Below are 19,174 nucleotides of genomic sequence, written 5' to 3'. Positions count from 1 at the left end.
AGACGAATCGACTCACGCACAATAAAAACAAGACGGCGAGAGGCGCAGCTAACTGATTCTTTTGGAGAGGCGTTGTATTTGGGGCTAGCCCCACGACCAGGCCGAGAACAACAAAAACTGTCCTAAGACAGAGCCTGTACTGGTTGGATCGCAAGATCACTGCAACACAGCGACCAAAGCAATCCGTTTGCTCTTGGCTCCCGATTGGGAGGGTCATGAAGGAAAAGCTTCATGGCGAGGGCACTCAACAAAAACAAGAAGCCCGAATCAATAATAAAAAGAGCACGCAACTACTTCTGGGGGAGCTTCGGCTCCCCTTGTAGTTTCTTCCCCCCCGCAAAAACCCGCCCCCAAAGCCTTTAGCCTGCGACTTACAGCGCAAATCCGCTGCGTCCTACACCATCCCCCGACTAAATGCTAGAATCTGCGCCCATCATGCGGTCATTCTTTGGTATGGCCGAACATTCCTTCAAACAGTGCATCCCATGCTGAAGAAGCTGTTCCAGTCATTCCGAACTCCCGTGCGTCGTACGCAACACATCCGCAGCACCCCTGAAGTGCTCAACAGCGGCCAACATTCGCTGCAGAAGGGGCAATTCAGCCGCTATGCGGTCAATATCGTCGAACGCTTGCAGGGCGCCGGCTACCAAGCCTATCTGGTCGGTGGTTGCGTGCGTGACATGCTGTTGGGCATCACGCCCAAGGACTTCGACGTCGCCACCAGCGCCACCCCCGAGCAAGTCCGTGCCGAATTCCGCAATGCGCGGATCATCGGTCGCCGCTTCAAACTGGTGCACATTCATTTCGGTCGCGAAATCATCGAAGTCGCGACCTTCCGCGCCAATCACCCGGTCAATGAAGACGACGAGGACAGCAACCAGTCTTCGCGCAACGAGAGCGGGCGGATTCTGCGCGACAACGTCTACGGCACCCTGGAAGAAGACGCGCAACGCCGCGACTTCACCATCAACGCCTTGTATTACGATCCGGTCAGCGAGCGCATTCTCGATTACGCCAACGGCGTACACGACATCCGCAATCACCTGATCCGCCTGATCGGCGATCCGAAGCAGCGTTACCAGGAAGACCCGGTGCGCATGCTGCGTGCCGTGCGTTTCGCCGCCAAGCTGAATTTCGGCATCGAAAAACACACCGTGCAGCCAATTCGCGAACTGGCGCCGATGCTGCGCGAGATCCCGTCGGCCCGTCTGTTCGAGGAAGTGCTCAAGCTGTTCCTCTCCGGCCACGGCGCGATCACGTTCGAGATGCTGGTCGATCTGCAACTGTTCGCCCCGCTGTTCCCGGCCAGTGCCGACGCACTGGAGCACAACCCGGAATACACCCACACGCTGATCAGCGAAGCGCTGACCAACACCGACCTGCGCATCAAGCAGAACAAACCGGTAACCCCGGCATTCCTGTTTGCCGCCCTGCTCTGGCCTGCCCTGCCGGCCCGCGTGTTGCGTCTGCAAGAGCGTGGCATGCCGCCGATTCCGGCGATGCAGGAAGGTGCGCACGAGCTGATCGCCGAACAGTGCCAGCGCATCGCCATTCCAAAGCGCTTCACCATGCCGATCCGCGAGATCTGGGACATGCAGGAACGCCTGCCACGCCGCAGCGGCAAGCGCGCCGACCTGCTGCTGGACAATCCACGTTTCCGCGCCGGTTACGACTTCCTGCTGTTACGTGAAAGCGCTGGCGAGCAGACCGATGGCTTGGGCGAATGGTGGACGGATTATCAGGACGCCAACGACAGCGAGCGTCGCGAGATGATTCGCGAACTCAGCGGCAAGGGTGATGACGCCAGCGGCGCGCCGCGCAAACGTCGCCGCAGCAGCGGTTCCAAGCGCAAGCGCGCCGGAGCTCCGAGCGCATCGGGCGAATAAGGCATGGAACGCATCTATATTGGCCTGGGCAGCAACCTCGCTGACCCGGCCGAACAATTGCGCAGCGCGCTCAGCGCGCTGGGGCATTTGCCGCAGACTTCCCTTGCTGGTGTTTCGGCGTTCTATCAAAGCGATTCACTGCTGCCGGGACAACCGCGTTACACCAACGCGGTCGCCGCCCTCGACAGTGATCTCGCGCCGCTCGATTTGCTCGATGCGCTGCAAGCCATCGAGAACGACCAGGGCCGCGAACGCCTCGAACGCTGGGGCCCGCGCACGCTTGATCTGGACATCCTGTTGTTCGGCGATCGCCTGATCGACGAGCCACGCCTGAAAGTCCCGCATTATCAGATTCAAGAACGGGCGTTCGTTCTGTATCCGCTGGCCGAACTGGCTCCCGCAGACCTGCGCCTGGCCGATGGCCGCGCGCTGTCCGATCTGCTCGCCGCCTGCCCGTTCGTAGGCCTCGAACGCCTCGCGCACGCTTGAAACCACACCTCCTGTGGGAGCGGGCTTGCTCGCGAAAGCGTCGTGTCAGTCACTCAATCAGTCAACAGACCCACCGCTTTCGCGAGCAAGCCCGCTCCCACATCGAGTATTCCAATTCTTATTTTTTGTCGGACAAAAAACCCGCCAATCAGCCCCGCCGCGCCGCTGAATCGCATCAGTAACGCCGGTAACACTCCCCTCGTAACAATGCGGTAACACACGCAATTGACTTCCGCTTGGCTCCTCACGACTATAGGCGTCCCGCTGCCGCCAACCCGGCACATACGGGCGCAATCCAGGCCTTATAAGCACGACAAAAGAGCGTGCGCCTGAGTAGACGAAGAATCACGCGCGTTACTCGCAGTAGTTTCCAGAGCGCCTGAACGAGGATTTTTTACATGCCAGCCATCACCCTGACCACGCTCCAGAGCCTCAAGCAGAAAGGTGAAAAGATCACCATGCTGACCTGCTATGACGCGACCTTCGCCCACGCCTGCAACGAGGCCGGTGTCGAAGTGCTGCTGGTGGGCGACTCCCTCGGCATGGTTCTGCAAGGGCACGACAGCACCTTGCCGGTGACCATCGCAGAAATGGCCTACCACACCGCCTGCGTCAAACGCGGCAACACCGACGCCCTGATCCTGGCCGACCTGCCGTTCATGGCCAACGCCACTATTGAGCAAACCCTGACCAACAGCGCCACGCTGATGCAGGCCGGCGCGCACATGATCAAGGTCGAAGGTGCGCTGTGGCTGGCGGAGTCGATCCGCCTGCTGGCCGAGCGCGGTGTGCCGGTCTGCGCGCACATGGGCCTGACGCCACAAGCGGTGAACATTCTTGGTGGCTACAAAGTGCAGGGCCGCAACGAGAACCAGGCGCGGCAGATGCGTGCCGACGCGATCTCGCTCGAGCAGGCTGGCGTCGCCATGCTGCTGCTCGAATGCGTGCCGAGCGAACTGGCCGCCGAAATCAGCCAGGCGGTGAAGATTCCGGTCATCGGCATCGGCGCCGGTAGCGATACCGACGGCCAGGTACTGGTGCTGCACGACATGCTCGGCCTGTCGATCACTGGCCGCGTACCGAAATTTGTCAAGAACTTCATGCAGGGTCAGGACAGCATCCAGTCCGCACTGAAGGCCTACGTCAACGAAGTCAAAGGCGTTACTTTCCCTGGGATCGAACACGGATTCTCTGCATGAACACCGTTAAAACCGTACGCGAACTTCGCGCCGCCGTGGCGCGCGCCCGCAGTGAAGGCAAGCGCATCGGCTTCGTGCCGACCATGGGCAACCTGCACAGCGGCCATATCGCGCTGATCACCAAAGCCACTCAGCGCGTGGATTTCGTGGTCGCGAGCATTTTCGTCAACCCGCTGCAGTTCGGCGCCGGTGAAGACCTCGACAAGTACCCGCGCACCCTGGCGGCGGATCAGGAAAAGCTGCTGCAAGCCGGCTGCCACTTGCTGTTCGCCCCGACCGTCGAAGAGATGTACCCCGACGGCATGGCCGGGCAGACCCGGGTCAGCGTTCCGCAACTGTCCGAAGGCCTGTGCGGCGCCAGCCGCCCGGGGCACTTCGAGGGCGTGGCGACGGTGGTCAGCAAGCTGTTCAACATGGTTCAGCCGGATCTGGCGATCTTCGGCCAGAAAGACTTCCAGCAACTGGCGGTAATCCGCGCGCTGGTGCATGACCTGAACATGCCGATCCAGATCATCGGCGAACCCACCGTGCGTGCGGCCGATGGCCTGGCGCTGTCGTCGCGCAACGGCTTCCTCAGCGAAGATCAACGCGCGGTGGCGCCAGTGGTCTACCGCACCCTGAGCACGATTGCCGAGTCGATCAAACACGGTGAGCGCGACTACCCGGCGCTGATCGCAGCCCAGGTGCAACAGCTGGAAGCCGCCGGCCTGCGTCCGGATTACCTGGAAATCCGTCATGCCCTGACCTTGCGTCCGGCGACGGCAGAAGACCGCGATCTGGTGATTCTGGTGGCGGCGTTCCTCGGCACCACGCGGTTGATCGACAACCTGCACCTGAACCTCGATAGCCCGACTTAAAAAACAGCGCAATACCCCTGTGGGAGCGAGCCTGCTCGCGAATGCGATCTGTCAGCTGACAACGATGTCGACTGTTCCGACGCTTTCGCGAGCAGGCTCGCTCCCACAGTGGTTTCTGGTGTCCACACAGACCATATTGCCGCCCCCAAAGCCTTCGGGCACACTGCCCGCCGTTTGCTTCCAACCCGGGAAATCCCTCATGCACGCCATCATGCTCAAGGCCAAACTGCACCGCGCCGAAGTCACTCACGCGGTACTCGATTACGAAGGTTCCTGCGCCATCGATGGCGAGTGGCTGGACTTGTCCGGCATCCGTGAGTACGAGCAGATCCAGATCTATAACGTCGACAATGGCGAGCGCTTCACCACCTACGCGATTCGTGGCGAAGAAGGTTCGCGGATGATTTCGGTCAATGGCGCAGCCGCGCACAAAGCCAAGGTCGGCGACCGCGTGATCATTTGCGCCTACGCCCATTACAGCGAAGCGGAACTGGTCAATTTCAAGCCGCGCATGCTGTACATGGCACCGGGCAATGAGCTCAGCCACACCAGCAACGCCATTCCGGTTCAGGTGGCCTGAGCCGCTTCGACGCGTCACTCCCCTTCCGTTGGTCGGCCCGTTCCCGGTATTGATGTTAAAAAAGTACAGGGAACAGGTCAGAAGAAGTCAAGACAGATCGCAGCGCGAGGTTTACTGTATTCGCCCTGCGTTGAAAAATCGTGTCGACGCATTTGACCCTCGCCCAAACATGGCGTATCGGTCTGTTCTGTGTTCAAAAGGCCGTTCAAGTAAAAAGGAAAACCGCAGCGATGGCGTACTACCGCACTCCTCATGACGTTACCGCTCTGCCTGCCTGGCAAGCGTTGAAAGATCACCGCCAAGCCATGCAGGATTTCAGCATGCGCGAAGCCTTCAACGCCGATCCGCAGCGCTTCAATCAATTCACGCTCAGCAGCTGCGGACTGTTTCTCGATTATTCGAAGAACCTGATCAACGCCGAAACCCGCAACCTGCTGGTGGGTCTGGCCAATGAAGTCGATCTGAAAGGCGCGATCAAAGCGCTGTTCGACGGCGAAATCGTCAACGCCTCCGAAGGCCGCCCGGCGCTGCACACAGCCCTGCGCCGTCCGGTCGGCGACAAGCTGTCGGTCAACGGCGTCAACGTGATGCCGGAAGTGCACAAGGTGCTGAACCAGATCACGGATCTGGTCGGCCGCATCCACGACGGTCTGTGGCGTGGTTACACCGAGAAGCCGATCACTGACGTGGTCAACATCGGCATCGGTGGTTCGTTCCTCGGCCCGGAGCTGGTCTCCGAAGCGCTGTTGTCCTACGCGCAGAAAGGCGTGCGTTGCCATTACCTGGCGAACATCGACGGCAGTGAGTTCCACGAACTGACGCAAAAGTTGCGCGCCGAAACCACACTGTTCATTGTTTCGTCGAAATCCTTCAACACCCTCGAAACCCTGAAGAACGCTCAGGCCGCCCGCGCCTGGTATCTGGCTCAGGGTGGTTCGGAAGCCGAGCTGTATCGCCACTTCATCGCGGTATCGAGCAACAACGCTGCGGCCGTTGCGTTCGGCATCCGTGAAGAAAACATCTTCCCGATGTGGGACTGGGTAGGCGGTCGTTACTCGCTGTGGTCGGCCATCGGTCTGCCGATTGCTTTGGCCATCGGCATGTCCAACTTCAAGGAACTGCTGTCCGGTGCCTACACCATGGACCAGCATTTCCAGAGCGCACCGTTCGAACAGAACATGCCGGTGCTGCTGGCCCTGCTCGGCGTCTGGTACGGCAACTTCTGGGGCGCGCAAAGCCACGCGATCCTGCCGTACGACCACTACCTGCGTAACATCACCAAGCACTTGCAACAGCTGGACATGGAATCCAACGGCAAGAGCGTGCGTCAGGACGGCACCTCGGTGTCGACCGATACCGGCCCGGTGATCTGGGGTGGCGTCGGCTGCAACGGTCAACACGCGTATCACCAGTTGCTGCACCAGGGCACCCAGCTGATCCCGGCCGATTTCATCGTGCCGATCGTCAGCTTCAACCCGGTCTCCGACCACCATCAGTGGCTGTACGCCAACTGCCTGTCGCAGAGCCAGGCGCTGATGCTCGGCAAGACCCTGCCGGAAGCCGAAGCCGAACTGCGCGAAAAAGGCATGAGCGAAGAGCAGGTGCACAAACTCGCACCGCACAAGGTGATCCCGGGCAACCGTCCGAGCAACACCATTGTGGTCGAGCGCATCAGCCCACGGCGTCTCGGCGCGCTGGTCGCCATGTATGAGCACAAAGTGTTCGTGCAGAGCGTGGTCTGGGGCATCAACGCCTTCGACCAGTGGGGCGTGGAACTGGGCAAGGAACTGGGCAAAGGCGTTTACAACCGTCTGGTCGGCAGCGATGAAACCGTTGCTGACGATGCTTCTACCCAGGGCCTGATCAACTACTTCCGCGGTCGTCACCGCGGTTGATTTGAAAGCAAAACCCACAGGATTTGGATCAACCAGAATCCTGTGGGCAAGCAAATTCCCTTGTAGGAGTGAGCCTGCTCGCGATAGCGGTATGTCTTTAAGCATTGATGTTGACTGACACCCCGCTATCGCGAGCAGGCTCACTCCTACAGTTGTTTTGGGTACATCTGAATTCAATACCAGCCATCAGATTCCTGATGCGGCTTGAACCCTTGGTCCTCTCGGCGCATCTTTATTCTTCGCACAACAAGAATAAGGAACCGTCATGTTCGATATCAGCACGTTCCCCAAAGCCGATGCCGTCCGCCGGGCTGCGCAGTTGAGTCAGGACGACTACAAGCGCCTGTACCGCGAATCGATTGAACACCCCAGCGCCTTCTGGGCCGAACAGGCCACGCGCTTCCTCGACTGGAGCACACCGTGGCAGACCGTTCAGCGCTACGACCTGAAAACCGGTGAAGCGGCCTGGTTTGCCGGCGGCCAACTGAACGTCAGTTACAACTGCATCGACCGCCACCTCGCCCAGCGCGGCGAGCAGACCGCGATCCTTTGGGAAGGCGACGACCCGGCCGAATCAGCACAGATCACCTACAAAAAACTCCACCATCACGTCTGCCGCCTGGCCAATGTGCTGAAAAGCCGTGGGGTGAAAAAAGGTGATCGGGTGTGCATCTACATGCCGATGATCCCCGAGGCGGCCTACGCCATGCTCGCCTGCGCGCGGATCGGCGCGATTCATTCGGTGGTGTTCGGCGGTTTCTCCCCGGATTCATTGCGTGACCGCATCCTCGACGCCGACTGCCGCACGGTGATCACTGCCGATGAAGGCGTGCGCGGCGGCAAATTCGTGCCGCTCAAGCACAACGTCGACAAGGCCCTGCAAAACTGCCCGGACGTCAGCACCGTCGTTGTAGTCGAGCGCAGCCAAGGCAAAGTCGATTGGGTCGAAGGCCGTGACCTCTGGTATCACCAGGCCGTGCGCGACGTCAGCGATGATTGCCCGCCTGAGCCGATGGACGCCGAGGATCCGCTGTTCATCCTCTACACCTCCGGCAGCACCGGCAAACCCAAAGGCGTGCTGCACACCACCGGCGGCTACCTGCTGCAGGCGGCGATGACCTTCAAATACGTGCTCGATTACCGCGATGGCGAAGTGTTCTGGTGCACCGCCGACGTCGGCTGGGTGACCGGCCACAGTTACATCGTCTACGGCCCGCTGGCCAACGGCGCGACCACCCTGATCTTCGAAGGCGTGCCGAGTTACCCGAGCACCTCGCGCTTTTGGCAGGTGATCGACAAACATAAAGTGAACATTTTCTACACCGCACCGACCGCCCTACGTGCGCTGATGCGCGAAGGTGCCGGGCCGCTGCAGGAAACTTCGCGCGCGAGCCTCAGATTGCTCGGCAGCGTCGGTGAGCCGATCAACCCGGAAGCGTGGGAATGGTACTTCAACGTGGTCGGCGAGCAGCGCTGCCCGATTGTCGATACCTGGTGGCAGACCGAGACCGGCGGGATCATGCTCAGCCCCTTGGTCAGTGCACAACGCATCAAACCGGGTTGCGCCACGCAGCCGATGTTCGGCGTGCAACCGGTGCTGCTCGATGAACACGGCAAGGAGATCAAAGGCGCCGGCAGCGGCGTGCTGGCGATCAAATCCAGTTGGCCGGCGCAGATCCGCAGCGTCTACGGCGACCCGCAACGGATGGTCGACACCTACTTCAAGCCCTACCCCGGCTACTACTTCACCGGTGACGGCGCACGCCGCGACGAGGACGGCGATTACTGGATCACCGGGCGCATCGACGACGTGATCAACGTCTCCGGCCACCGCATCGGCACCGCCGAAGTGGAAAGCGCGCTGGTGCTGCACGACAGCATTGCCGAGGCCGCCGTGGTCGGTTACCCGCACGACGTCAAAGGCCAGGGCATCTACGCCTTCGTCACGCCCATGAACGGCGTCGAGCCGAGCGATGAGCTGAAGAAACAACTGCTCGCCCACGTCAGCAAGGAGATCGGCAGCTTCGCCAAACCGGACCTGATCCAGTGGGCGCCGGCCTTGCCGAAAACCCGTTCAGGCAAGATCATGCGGCGGATCCTGCGCAAAATCGCCTGCAACGAACTCGACAGCCTCGGCGACACCTCGACCCTGGCCGACCCGAGCGTAGTACAAGGGTTGATCGACAAACGCCTGAATCAGTAACGTCCCCGGCGCGGTCAACCGGCCGCGCCCGTCCACCACCAATGAGTTGTCATGGAATTCATCCGCAGCCGCATCGAAAACCAACTCATGAGCCTGACCGGGCTGTCCCTCGGTCAGCTCGACCTGGAAAACCCCAAGGGCGATCCCGGGCTGTTCGGGCCGAACTCGGTCAGTTGGCAAGTGCATGGCGATTTCAGCAGCATGCTGATCGGCGGCATCAGCGCGTTGTTGCTGCAAGCCCTGCATCCGCTGGCGCTGGCCGGGGTGTGGGATCATTCGAATTTTCGTCAGGACATGCTCGGACGTTTGCGCCGCACCAGTCAGTTTGTCTCCGGCACCACCTTCGGCTCGCGCCGCGACGCCGAATGGCTGATCGACAAAGTGCGCACCATTCACCTGCAAGTGGTCGGTACCGCACCGGATGGCCGGCCGTATGCCGCCAGCGATCCGGACCTGCTGACCTGGGTGCATGTGGCCGAGGTCAGCAACTTCCTCACCGCGCATCTGCGTTACCGCAACCCGCATTTGTCGGCGGCGGATCAGGATCGTTACTACGCGGAAATCGCCGTGGTCGCCGAGCGCCTGGGTGCGCGGGACGTGCCGAAATCGCGGCAGGCCGTGGCCGACTATCTGCAACGCATGCGCCCGCAATTGCTCTGTGATGACCGCAGCCGCGAAGTTCTGCGCCTGCTGCTCGACGCGCCAGCCCCGAGCGTGCTGGCCCGCCCGTTTGGCGATCTGATGATGAAGGCCGGCATCGACCTGCTGCCGGACTGGGCAAGCGCCATGTTCGGCATACGGCAGAATCCGCTGCAACGCCAGTTGATCCGAGCCAGCGTGAAGCGCAGCGCGCCGATGCTGCGCTGGGCGATGCGCAACGGGTCGGTGCAACGGGCCAAACGCCGAATGGGACTGCTGACCTAAAAGCTTCGCGAGCAGGCTCGCTCCCACAGGAGATTTGATTTGCAGCATAGATCCTGTGTGGGAGCGAGCCTGCTCGCGAAGGGCGCAACTCGATTGCCCGCCAAGCTGCTAAACTCCCGCGCCCCCATTCTCACCAGCAAGGCGCACGCATGTCTTCCTTGAATCAGGCGCTGCGCGCCGCCCTCGATAAACGCCAGGACCTGCTCGCTGAGCTGCACAGCCAGGGCACCGATTGCTATCGGCTGTTCCACGGCAGCCAGGAAGGCGCCGGTGGCCTGACCGTCGACTGCTACGGTCCGCAATTGCTGGTGCAGAGTTTTCACCAGACACTGGAGCGTGACGACCTGCTGCAACTGCACGCCATGGTCAATCAGACCCTGGGCTTTGAAACTCTGCTGGTCTACAACGACCGCTCCCGCGGCAACTCGCGCATCGATCGCGAAGACAGCGTCTACAAGGCCGACGACGCCGCGCTGGCGGATCTGGTCGGCCACGAATGGGGCCTGAACTATCGCGTGCGCGGGCGGCATGCCGGGCAGGATCCGCTGCTGTTCCTCGACCTGCGCAACACCCGTGGCTGGGTCAAGGACCACGCCAAGGGCAAAAGCGTGCTCAACCTGTTTGCCTACACCTGTGGCGTCGGCCTGAGCGCCGCTGCCGGTGGTGCGCGTGAGGTGTGTAACCTCGACTTCGCCGAAGGCAATCTGGCAGTCGGCCGAGAAAACGGCCTGCTCAACCCGCAATTGCCCGAGATGCAATTCATCCAGTCCGATTACTTCCCGGCGATCCGTCAGCTCGCCGGCCTGCCGATCAGCCAGCGGCGCGGGCAGAAACTGCCGAGCTATCAGCGCCTCGACCAGCGCCAATACGATCTGGTGCTGCTCGATCCACCGGCCTGGGCCAAGAGCGCCTTCGGCACCGTCGACCTGCTGCGCGACTATCAGAGCCTGCTCAAGCCGGCGCTGCTGACCACCGCTGACAACGGCGTGCTGATCTGCTGCAACAACCTGGCAAAAGTCAGCATGGACGACTGGCGCGAACAGGTCCTGCGTTGTGCCGAGAAAGCCGGGCGACCGGTGCGCGAATGGAGCGTGATGACTCCGGGCGCGGATTTCCCGTCGCTGGACCAACAGCCACCGCTGAAAACCCTGATCCTGCAGTTGTAACCCTCCTCTGTGGCTGACAGCTGCCCACTGTGGGAGCGAGCCTGCTCGCGAAAGCGGTGTATCAGCCACCAGACAGGGTGACTGATAGAACGCCTTCGCGAGCAGGCTCGCTCCCACAGGGTTTTGTGTTGCTGCAGAACAATCTGAACAATCCTGCCCCCCACGAGGTACTTCGGAACCAGAATCGCGTGCCATACTCCAAGGCACTCCGATTCAGAGATGACGCCGCACATGCCCAAAGGATTGATTCGCGCGATTGGCGCCTTGTTGACTGCTCTGGCCCTCTACAGCCTGCTGGGGTTTCTGATTTTGCCGGGCATCGCCCTGCGTATCGCCAACCAGCAACTGGCCAACTACGCCACGGTGCCCGCGCATATCCAGCGCATCGAACTCAATCCGTTCAGCCTTGAAGTCACCCTGTGGGGGCTGGTCGTCGGTGAGCCGGGCAAGGAGCAAGTCGGCTTCGAGCGGCTGTACGCCAACCTGCAACTCGACAGCCTGTGGACCAAAGCGCTGCACTTGGCCGATATCGAGCTGGACAAGCCCAAGACCGAAATCCTCTTCGCCAAGGACGGCCAGCTCAATCTGCTGGGCCTGTTCAAAATTCCCGCCAGCGAACCGACCCCGGCCGATCCGAATGCCAAGCCGTTCCCGCTGCGCATCGATCGCATCCAGCTGGCCGGTGGCAATGTACATTTCCAGGACGCCCGTCCGAGTGAACCGATCGAGTTCATCTACGACAAGCTCGACTTCGAGCTGAAAAACCTCAGCACTCTGCCCGACGACAACGCCGACATGACACTGGTCGCCGCCGGCCCGGCCGGTGGGCAGATCGACTGGAAGGGCAACTTCAGCCTGATCCCGTTCACCTCCGAAGGCACACTGAAAGTCACCGACGGCAAGATGAAATCCTTCTGGCCCTATGTGCGTGACGCGGTGCCGCTGGTGCTCGAAGACGGCGTGCTGAATCTCAGCACCGAGTACAAACTGAATCTGTCGAAAGAAACCGAACTACAGCTGAACAACGTCGCGGTGAGCATTGCGCCGTTCGCGATCAAGGCGCCGGACGGACGCCAATTGGCGAAACTTGAACGACTGGACGTCAGCGAAACCTCGCTGGACCTGGCCAAACAGCAAGTGGTAGTCGGCAAGATCCGCAGCAACAAACTGGAAACCTGGGCTGCGCTCGAAGCCGACGGCCAGCTTGACTGGCAGAAACTGTTCGCCAGCCAGCCATCGAAACCTGCCGCCAAGGCCGCCGCCGAACCCAAGACCACTCCGGCCGCCGCCGACTCGCCAAAAGCGCCGGCCGCGCCGAGCAAGCCCTGGCAAGTGCTGCTCAAAGACGTCCAGCTACGCAACTACACCGTGCATCTCGCCGACCGTTCGGCCAACCCGCCGGTGGCGCTGGATGTGACGCCGCTGAACATTGATCTGCAGGATTTCGACAGCCTCAACGGTTCGCCCTTCAAGGTCAGGCTCGACAGCGGCCTGGGCAAGCAAGGCAAGATCAACGCCGACGGCGTGGTCAACCTCGCGCCGGTCACCGCCCAGCTCAATGTGAAAACCCAGGACATCGACCTGCGTGTCGCGCAGTCCTACATCAATCCGTTCATTCGCCTGGAACTGCGCAGCGGCATGCTTGGCAGCGACCTCAAGGTCAACCTCAAGAGCACCGAACCGCTCGCACTCGGCGTGACCGGGCGCGCGCAGATCGATCAACTGCACACCCTCGACACCCTGAAAACCCGCGACTTCCTCAAGTGGCAGCAAGTGGTGGTTGAAGGCATCAACTATCAACACGGTGACAGCCTGTCGATCGACAAAGTGATCCTGTTCCAGCCGTACGCGCGATTCATGATCAACGACGACCGCACCACCAACATCGACGACCTGCTGATCCCGCAGCCCGCCGACAATGGTGCGAAAACCGCTGCGGCGAAACCGGCCAGCAAAGACAAACCACTGGGCATTCACATCGGCGCGATTGCAATCAACGATGGCTCGGCCAACTTCGCCGATTTCAGCCTGACGCCGAATTTCGCTACGGCGGTCCAACAGCTCAACGGCCAGATCGGCACCATCGACAGTCGTCAGGCGAAACCGGCCAGCGTCGACATCAAGGGCAAGGTCGACCGCTATGCCCCGGTGACCATCAAAGGCGCGGTCAATCCATTCGACCCGATGGCCAGCCTCGACATCGCCACCAGTTTCAAACGCGTCGAGCTGACCACCCTGACCCCGTACTCCGGCAAGTTCGCCGGTTACCGCATCCGCAAGGGCCGGCTCAACCTCGACCTGCATTACCTGATCACCAAGGGCCAGTTGAAGGCTGAAAACAAAGTGGTGGTCGAGCAACTGCAACTCGGTGAAAAAGTCGACAGCCCGGATGCCGTGAGCCTGCCGCTGAAACTGGCGATTGCCCTGCTCAAGGACGTAGACGGCAAGATCTCCATCGAACTACCAGTGACCGGCGACCTCAACAACCCGCAGTTCAGCGTGATGCCGATTGTCTGGCAGACCCTGCGCAACCTGATCGTCAAGGCCGCCGCCGCACCGTTCAAGATGATTGGCGGGCTGATCAACGGTGGCGGCTCCGAAGACCTCGGTACCGTGTCCTTTGCCCCGGGTTCGAGCGACCTGAGCAAGGATGCCGAGTCGGCGCTGGATAAACTGTCCAAGGCCCTCAAGGAACGTCCGGCCCTGCGTCTGGAAATCGAAGGCACTGCCGCACAGAGCAGCGACGGCCCGTTGATTGCCGAGCAGCGTCTGGAGCGCGAATACCAGTACAACTACTACAAGATGCTCCAGCGCCGTGGCGACAAGGTGCCGGCCCAGGCTTCCCTGTTGCAAGTGCCGGAGAACGAGAAAGGCCCGCTGCTCGAAGGCATTTACCGTACTCGACTGAAAACCCAGCCACCGGCCGAATGGAAAGATCTGGGCAAGGAAGAACGCACGGCGAAAATGCGTGATGGTGTGATCAAGTTCTGGAGTTCCAGCGATGTACTGCTGCGGCAGTTGGGTCAGGAACGCGCCAGCAGCATCAAGGACTATCTGGTCGACAAAGGTCAACTGGCCGATGATCGGGTGTACTTCATCGATGCCAATCTGGGCGAAGCCGAGAGCGATGGCCGAGTGGTGACGCAAATGCACCTGGACGCCGAATGATGAACCACAAGTGGCTGCTTGCGCTGATGCTGGTGCTCGCCGCCAGCCCGGCTCTGGCCTCTGACACGCTGCGTTGTGGCAGTCAGTTGGTCAGCCTCGGTGACCGCGCCAGCGAAGTACTGCAGAAGTGTGGCGAACCGGTCAGCCGCGATGTCCTCGGCTACAAGCGCAGCGCCAACCGCCGCGAAGAATTTCAGGTCGAGGAATGGACCTACGGCCCGAGCAACGGCATGTATCAATACCTGCGCTTTGAAGGCAATCGCCTGCGGCAGATCAACAGCAAGCGCGGTAATTGAACCAAAACCTATATCCCTGTGGGAGCGGGCTTGCTCGCGAATGCGGTGGGTCAGTTAATGAATATGCCTGCTGACAAACCGCATTCGCGAGCAAGCCCGCTCCCACATTTCGTTTTTTATCACCTGAAAATAGAACAGGCCCCGACACAAGTGCCGGGGCCCGTAATGGTCACATCCGTGTGACCGTTCGCATGAACTCTAAAGTTGCGGCAGACGTATTGCTCGGCCCGTCTGTCGCGCCTTCTCCCGGTCCAGGCGAGAAGTCATGCCTTACTCGGCTTTCAGGCCGTCAGCGGAGACCGCTTTGACGCCTTTGATTTTCTTGGTGATGTTCACAGCGGTGGTTTTCTGAGCTTCGGTGACAGCGACGTCAGAAGACAGGGAAACCACACCTTTGTTGGTTTCGACTTTGATGTCGGTACCAGGAATGCCTTTTTCGGTTACCAGGTCGCTTTTGACTTTGGTAGTGATCCAGGTATCGGAAGTAGCTTCTTTAGCCTTGGTCATTTCACCAGCAGCCAGAGTCATTGGAGCCTGAGTAGCCTGGGTGGATTGTGCGAAAGCACCGGAAGCCATGGTCAGGGTCAGCGCGGTAGCAGCAGCGGCAGTGATAGCGAACTTCTTCATACGAGTAACTCCTGTTTTTCTGGAAAGTCTGCTGGTTGTCTTGTCAGCAGGGTTACTGGGTATATTGCGAAGGCTGTGCCAACTTTTCGAAAGACAATAAATCGTTGTAAATCAAATAGTTACGAATTCAGTAAATTTTCGAAATCATGCAATTTGCATGACAAGTGCATTATCGACATGCAAGTTGCGGCTTTTCGGAAAGTTCCTAACACGCTGAAATGCTTGAAGCTTTTTTCCAGCGTCAAAAGACAAAAAAATGCCCCGCAAAGCGGGGCACTTGCCAATCAGGCCATCGCATCAAGTGCCGCTGGCAGTGCAGCCTTTTGGCGAGTAATCGGGATTGACTGTCGTGGCACAGGTCCACACACCAGAGGTATTACCCGTAGCAGCGCCCGAACGAGTAAGCGTGATGGTTTTGCCCAGCACCGGTCCCGGCGCGTTGAGCAGCGTGCAACTGATGCTGCCCGCCCCCGTCGCCGCTGTGCCTGTAACCGCCACCGTACAGTTGGAGGTGGTGGTTGTACCGCCATTCACAGCGGTTATATCCGGAGCGGTACCTTGATTGATGGTGTCCTCAAACGGCACCTTCATCGCACTGATCTCCGCCAGCCCCGCAGTCACTTTTGATCGCGCCTGATACTTCGAATACTGCGGCAAGGCAATCGTCGCCAGAATCCCGATGATCGCCACCACGATCAGCAGCTCGATCAGAGTGAAACCTTTTTGGTTGTTCATAGACAGGCTCTCCATGCATGAGTCGGAATCTCATGATCTGCAAAGGGCTCAGCATAGGCCGTGCCAACCGCTTGCAGACCCCATGCGCTCGGCATAAAGGTGCCGTGTCGCGCTTTCCTACAACCCGTAACCGCACTATCTGACACTTTTTGTCACCTGTACCGGGCGTGTTTGGCGCTGTCACTTGACTAGGCTATAAGTCATGAACTGTCAGCATCCGGAATCCCCATGAATGACATCGCTCTGAGCGGTCTGGCCAAGCAATTGGTGCAGGCCGAACTGCTTACGGAAAAAAGCGCCCAGCAGGCCTGGCAACAGGCGCAGCGCAATCGGCTGTCGCTGGTCAGCTACCTGGTGCAGAACAAACTGGTGAAGAGCTCACAGGTGGCCGAGATCGCTTCCGAGCATTTCGGTATGGCCTTCATGGACCTCAATTGCCTGGACAAGGAAACCCAGCCCAAAGGCCTGGTCAGTGAAAAACTGGTGCGCCAGCATCACGCCCTGCCCTTGTGGCGCCGTGGCAACAAGCTGTTCGTGGGCATTTCCGACCCGAGCAATCATCAGGCGATCAATGACATTCAGTTCAGCACCGGGCTGAGCACCGAAGCCATTCTGGTGGAGGACGACAAGCTCACCGAGGCCATCGAGAAATTCTTCGACACCCACGCCAGCGGCCTCGAAGAAATGGCCGACGTCGATCTCGACGGCGTGGATGTCGAGTCCGTCGACGACAGCCGCCAGGACGCCATCGGCGGACTCGACGCCGATGACGCGCCGGTCGTGCGTTTCGTGCACAAGATGCTGCTCGACGCGATCAAGAGTGGCTCCTCTGACCTGCACTTCGAACCTTACGAAAAGACCTTCCGGGTGCGGGTGCGCACCGATGGCATCCTGCGCGAGGTGGCCAAACCGCCGATCCAGTTGGCCGGGCGAATCGCCGCACGCCTGAAAGTCATGGCTAGCCTCGACATCTCGGAACGGCGCAAACCCCAGGACGGGCGGATCAAGATGCGCCTGTCGAAGACCAAGTCCATCGACTTCCGGGTCAACACTTTGCCGACCCTATGGGGCGAAAAAGTGGTGATCCGGATCCTCGATCCGTCCAGCGCGCAGATCGGCATCGATGCATTGGGCTACGAACCGGCGCAGAAAGAGCTGTACATGGCAGCGCTCAAGCAGCCTCAAGGGATGATTCTGGTTACCGGGCCTACGGGTTCGGGGAAAACCGTATCGCTGTACACCGGCCTGAATATTCTCAACACCGTCGACATCAACATTTCCACCGCCGAAGACCCGGTGGAAATCAACATGGAAGGCATCAACCAGGTCAACGTCAATCCGAAACAGGGGCTGGATTTTGCTCAGGCCCTGCGTTCGTTTCTGCGGCAGGATCCGGACGTGATCATGGTCGGGGAAATCCGCGACCTGGAAACCGCCGAAATCGCGATCAAGGCCGCGCAGACCGGCCACCTGGTGCTGTCCACGCTGCACACCAACAGCGCCGCCGAAACCCTGACCCGTCTGCACAACATGGGCATTCCCGGGTTCAACATCGCCACCTCGGTCAGCCTGATCATCGCCCAGCGCCTGGCGCGCAAGCTGTGCAGCCACTGCAAGAAACCGATCGAGATCCCCCGCGAAACACTGATCAAGGAAGGTTTCCCGCCGGAACAGATCGGCAGTTTCACGATCTATGAGCCGGTCGGTTGCGACCTCTGCAACGGCGGCTACAAGGGACGCGTGGGGATTTACGAAGTGGTGAAAAACACTCCTGACCTGCAACGGCTGATCATGGCCGAAGGCAATTCGCTGGAAATCGACAGCCAGATGCGTCGCGACGGCTTCGACGACCTGCGCACCTCGGGCCTGCACAAGGCCATGCAAGGCATCACCAGCCTGGAAGAAATCAACCGGGTCACCAAGGACTGAACATGGCGGTCAAGGCAGCGAAAATCAGCATCTACGCCTGGGAAGGCACGGATCGCAAAGGCAGCAAAGTCACGGGCGAGTTGAGCGGGCAGAACCCCGCGCTGATCAAGGCTCAACTGCGCAAGCAAGGAATCAATCCGGGCAAGGTACGGAAGAAATCCACCTCCCTGCTCAGCCTCGGCAAACGCATCAAGGCCCAGGACATCGCCCTGTTCACCCGGCAGATGGCAACCATGATGAAAGCCGGCGTACCGCTGCTGCAGTCGTTCGACATCATTGGCGAAGGCTTCGACAACCCGGCGATGCGCAAACTGGTAGACGAGGTGAAGCAGGAAGTGGCCGCCGGCAACAGCTTCGCCGCCGCACTGCGCAAGAAGCCGCAGTATTTCGATGAGCTGTATTGCAACCTGGTGGATGCCGGCGAGCAATCCGGCGCCCTCGATACGTTGCTCGAACGGGTCGCGACCTATAAGGAAAAAAGCGAAGCACTCAAGGCCAAGATCAAGAAAGCCCTGACCTACCCCAGCGCCGTGGTGCTGGTGGCAATGGTCGTCACCGGGATTCTGCTGGTAAAAGTGGTGCCGCAGTTTCAATCGGTATTTTCCGGCTTCGGCGCCGAATTGCCGGCCTTCACCCTGATGGTGATCAGTCTCTCGGAGTTCATGCAGCAATGGTGGTGGGCGGTGCTTGGTGCGCTGATCGCGGCGGTGTTCGGCATCCGCCATGCGCTGAAGAAGTCCCAGGCATTGCGCGACCGCAAAGACACCTGGCTGCTGAAGCTGCCGCTGGTGGGCACGCTGATGTACAAATCGGCGGTGGCGCGATTCGCCCGCACTCTGTCGACTACCTTTGCCGCTGGCGTACCGCTGGTGGAGGCACTGGATTCGGTGGCGGGTGCCACCGGTAACGTGGTGTTCAAACGCGCGGTGCTGCGCATCCGTCAGGACGTCGCCACCGGCATGCAGCTGAATTTCTCAATGCGCAGCACTGGAGTCTTCCCCAACATGGCGGTGCAGATGACCGCCATCGGTGAGGAATCGGGCGCGCTGGATGACATGCTCGACAACGTCGCCGGTTTTTATGAAGAGGAAGTGGATAACATGGTCGACAACCTCACCAGCCTGATGGAGCCGTTCGTCATGGTGGTGCTCGGGGTCATCGTCGGCGGGCTGGTCGTGGCCATGTACCTGCCGATCTTCCAGCTTGGCTCAGCGATCTGA

Annotated in this window: 15 protein-coding genes; 13 read left to right on the top strand and 2 right to left on the bottom strand. The window is 60.1% G+C overall.

Annotated elements, in window-relative coordinates; translation table 11 throughout:
• The first annotated feature begins 485 nt into the window (after positions 1-485).
• From CRO59_RS19750 to CRO59_RS19695, 11 genes are all read left to right on the top strand, one after another.
• Positions 486-1,886 carry a polynucleotide adenylyltransferase PcnB gene (locus tag CRO59_RS19750; RefSeq protein WP_007963895.1) on the top strand — a complete coding sequence of 467 codons (1,401 nt, stop codon included), beginning with the start codon at positions 486-488 and terminating at the stop codon, positions 1,884-1,886.
• Positions 1,887-1,889: 3 nt separating this feature from the next.
• Complete coding sequence (gene folK / locus CRO59_RS19745; RefSeq protein WP_097089206.1) at positions 1,890-2,375, top strand: 2-amino-4-hydroxy-6-hydroxymethyldihydropteridine diphosphokinase; 486 nt, start codon at positions 1,890-1,892, stop codon at positions 2,373-2,375.
• A gap of 398 nt (positions 2,376-2,773) precedes the next feature.
• Positions 2,774-3,574, top strand: coding sequence for a 3-methyl-2-oxobutanoate hydroxymethyltransferase (gene panB / locus CRO59_RS19735; RefSeq protein WP_097089208.1), 801 nt, complete (start codon positions 2,774-2,776; stop codon positions 3,572-3,574).
• On the top strand, positions 3,571-4,431 hold the full coding sequence (gene panC / locus CRO59_RS19730; RefSeq protein ID WP_097089210.1) for a pantoate--beta-alanine ligase: 861 nt from the start codon (positions 3,571-3,573) through the stop codon (positions 4,429-4,431). The genes panB and panC overlap by 4 nt, the downstream gene beginning before the upstream one ends.
• Before the next feature lie 199 nt (positions 4,432-4,630).
• A complete protein-coding gene (gene panD / locus CRO59_RS19725) occupies positions 4,631-5,011 on the top strand; it encodes an aspartate 1-decarboxylase (RefSeq protein ID WP_007963888.1) in 381 nt (126 codons plus the stop codon).
• A 230-nt stretch (positions 5,012-5,241) separates the two neighbouring features.
• On the top strand, positions 5,242-6,906 hold the full coding sequence (gene pgi, locus CRO59_RS19720) for a glucose-6-phosphate isomerase (protein ID WP_027614102.1): 1,665 nt from the start codon (positions 5,242-5,244) through the stop codon (positions 6,904-6,906).
• Between the two features lie 265 nt (positions 6,907-7,171).
• Positions 7,172-9,109 carry an acetate--CoA ligase gene (gene acs / locus CRO59_RS19715; protein WP_097089212.1) on the top strand — a complete coding sequence of 646 codons (1,938 nt, stop codon included), beginning with the start codon at positions 7,172-7,174 and terminating at the stop codon, positions 9,107-9,109.
• A gap of 51 nt (positions 9,110-9,160) precedes the next feature.
• Positions 9,161-10,033: an oxygenase MpaB family protein gene (locus tag CRO59_RS19710; protein ID WP_097089213.1), complete on the top strand. Its 873-nt coding sequence runs from the start codon at positions 9,161-9,163 to the stop codon at positions 10,031-10,033.
• A 149-nt stretch (positions 10,034-10,182) separates the two neighbouring features.
• On the top strand, positions 10,183-11,199 hold the full coding sequence (locus tag CRO59_RS19705; protein WP_097089216.1) for a class I SAM-dependent rRNA methyltransferase: 1,017 nt from the start codon (positions 10,183-10,185) through the stop codon (positions 11,197-11,199).
• A gap of 219 nt (positions 11,200-11,418) precedes the next feature.
• Entirely contained in the window at positions 11,419-14,367 is a 2,949-nt protein-coding gene (locus CRO59_RS19700) for a DUF748 domain-containing protein (RefSeq protein WP_097089218.1), read from the top strand.
• Complete coding sequence (locus CRO59_RS19695; protein WP_027614107.1) at positions 14,367-14,663, top strand: DUF2845 domain-containing protein; 297 nt, start codon at positions 14,367-14,369, stop codon at positions 14,661-14,663. The genes CRO59_RS19700 and CRO59_RS19695 overlap by 1 nt, the downstream gene beginning before the upstream one ends.
• Positions 14,664-14,933: 270 nt before the next feature.
• On the opposite strand, the gene CRO59_RS19690 is transcribed toward CRO59_RS19695, so the two are convergent.
• Positions 14,934-15,290, bottom strand: a complete 357-nt coding sequence (locus CRO59_RS19690) for a BON domain-containing protein (protein ID WP_007963876.1) — start codon at positions 15,288-15,290, stop codon at positions 14,934-14,936.
• A 297-nt stretch (positions 15,291-15,587) separates the two neighbouring features.
• On the bottom strand, positions 15,588-16,025 hold the full coding sequence (locus CRO59_RS19685) for a pilin (protein WP_097089220.1): 438 nt from the start codon (positions 16,023-16,025) through the stop codon (positions 15,588-15,590).
• A gap of 228 nt (positions 16,026-16,253) precedes the next feature.
• Here CRO59_RS19685 and pilB point away from each other — a divergent pair, with 228 nt between their 5' ends.
• On the top strand, positions 16,254-17,954 hold the full coding sequence (gene pilB, locus CRO59_RS19680; RefSeq protein ID WP_097089222.1) for a type IV-A pilus assembly ATPase PilB: 1,701 nt from the start codon (positions 16,254-16,256) through the stop codon (positions 17,952-17,954).
• Positions 17,955-17,956: 2 nt separating this feature from the next.
• The gene (locus CRO59_RS19675) at positions 17,957-19,174 is read left to right on the top strand and encodes a type II secretion system F family protein (protein WP_097089224.1); all 1,218 of its coding nucleotides are present in this window, start codon (positions 17,957-17,959) and stop codon (positions 19,172-19,174) included.

The sequence above is a fragment of the Pseudomonas sp. LAMO17WK12:I5 genome, assembly GCF_900215165.1.
Taxonomy (GTDB): domain Bacteria; phylum Pseudomonadota; class Gammaproteobacteria; order Pseudomonadales; family Pseudomonadaceae; genus Aquipseudomonas; species Aquipseudomonas putida_A.
The sequence above is the reverse complement of the archived record's forward strand: the minus strand, read 5'-3'. Positions and strand labels throughout refer to the sequence as shown.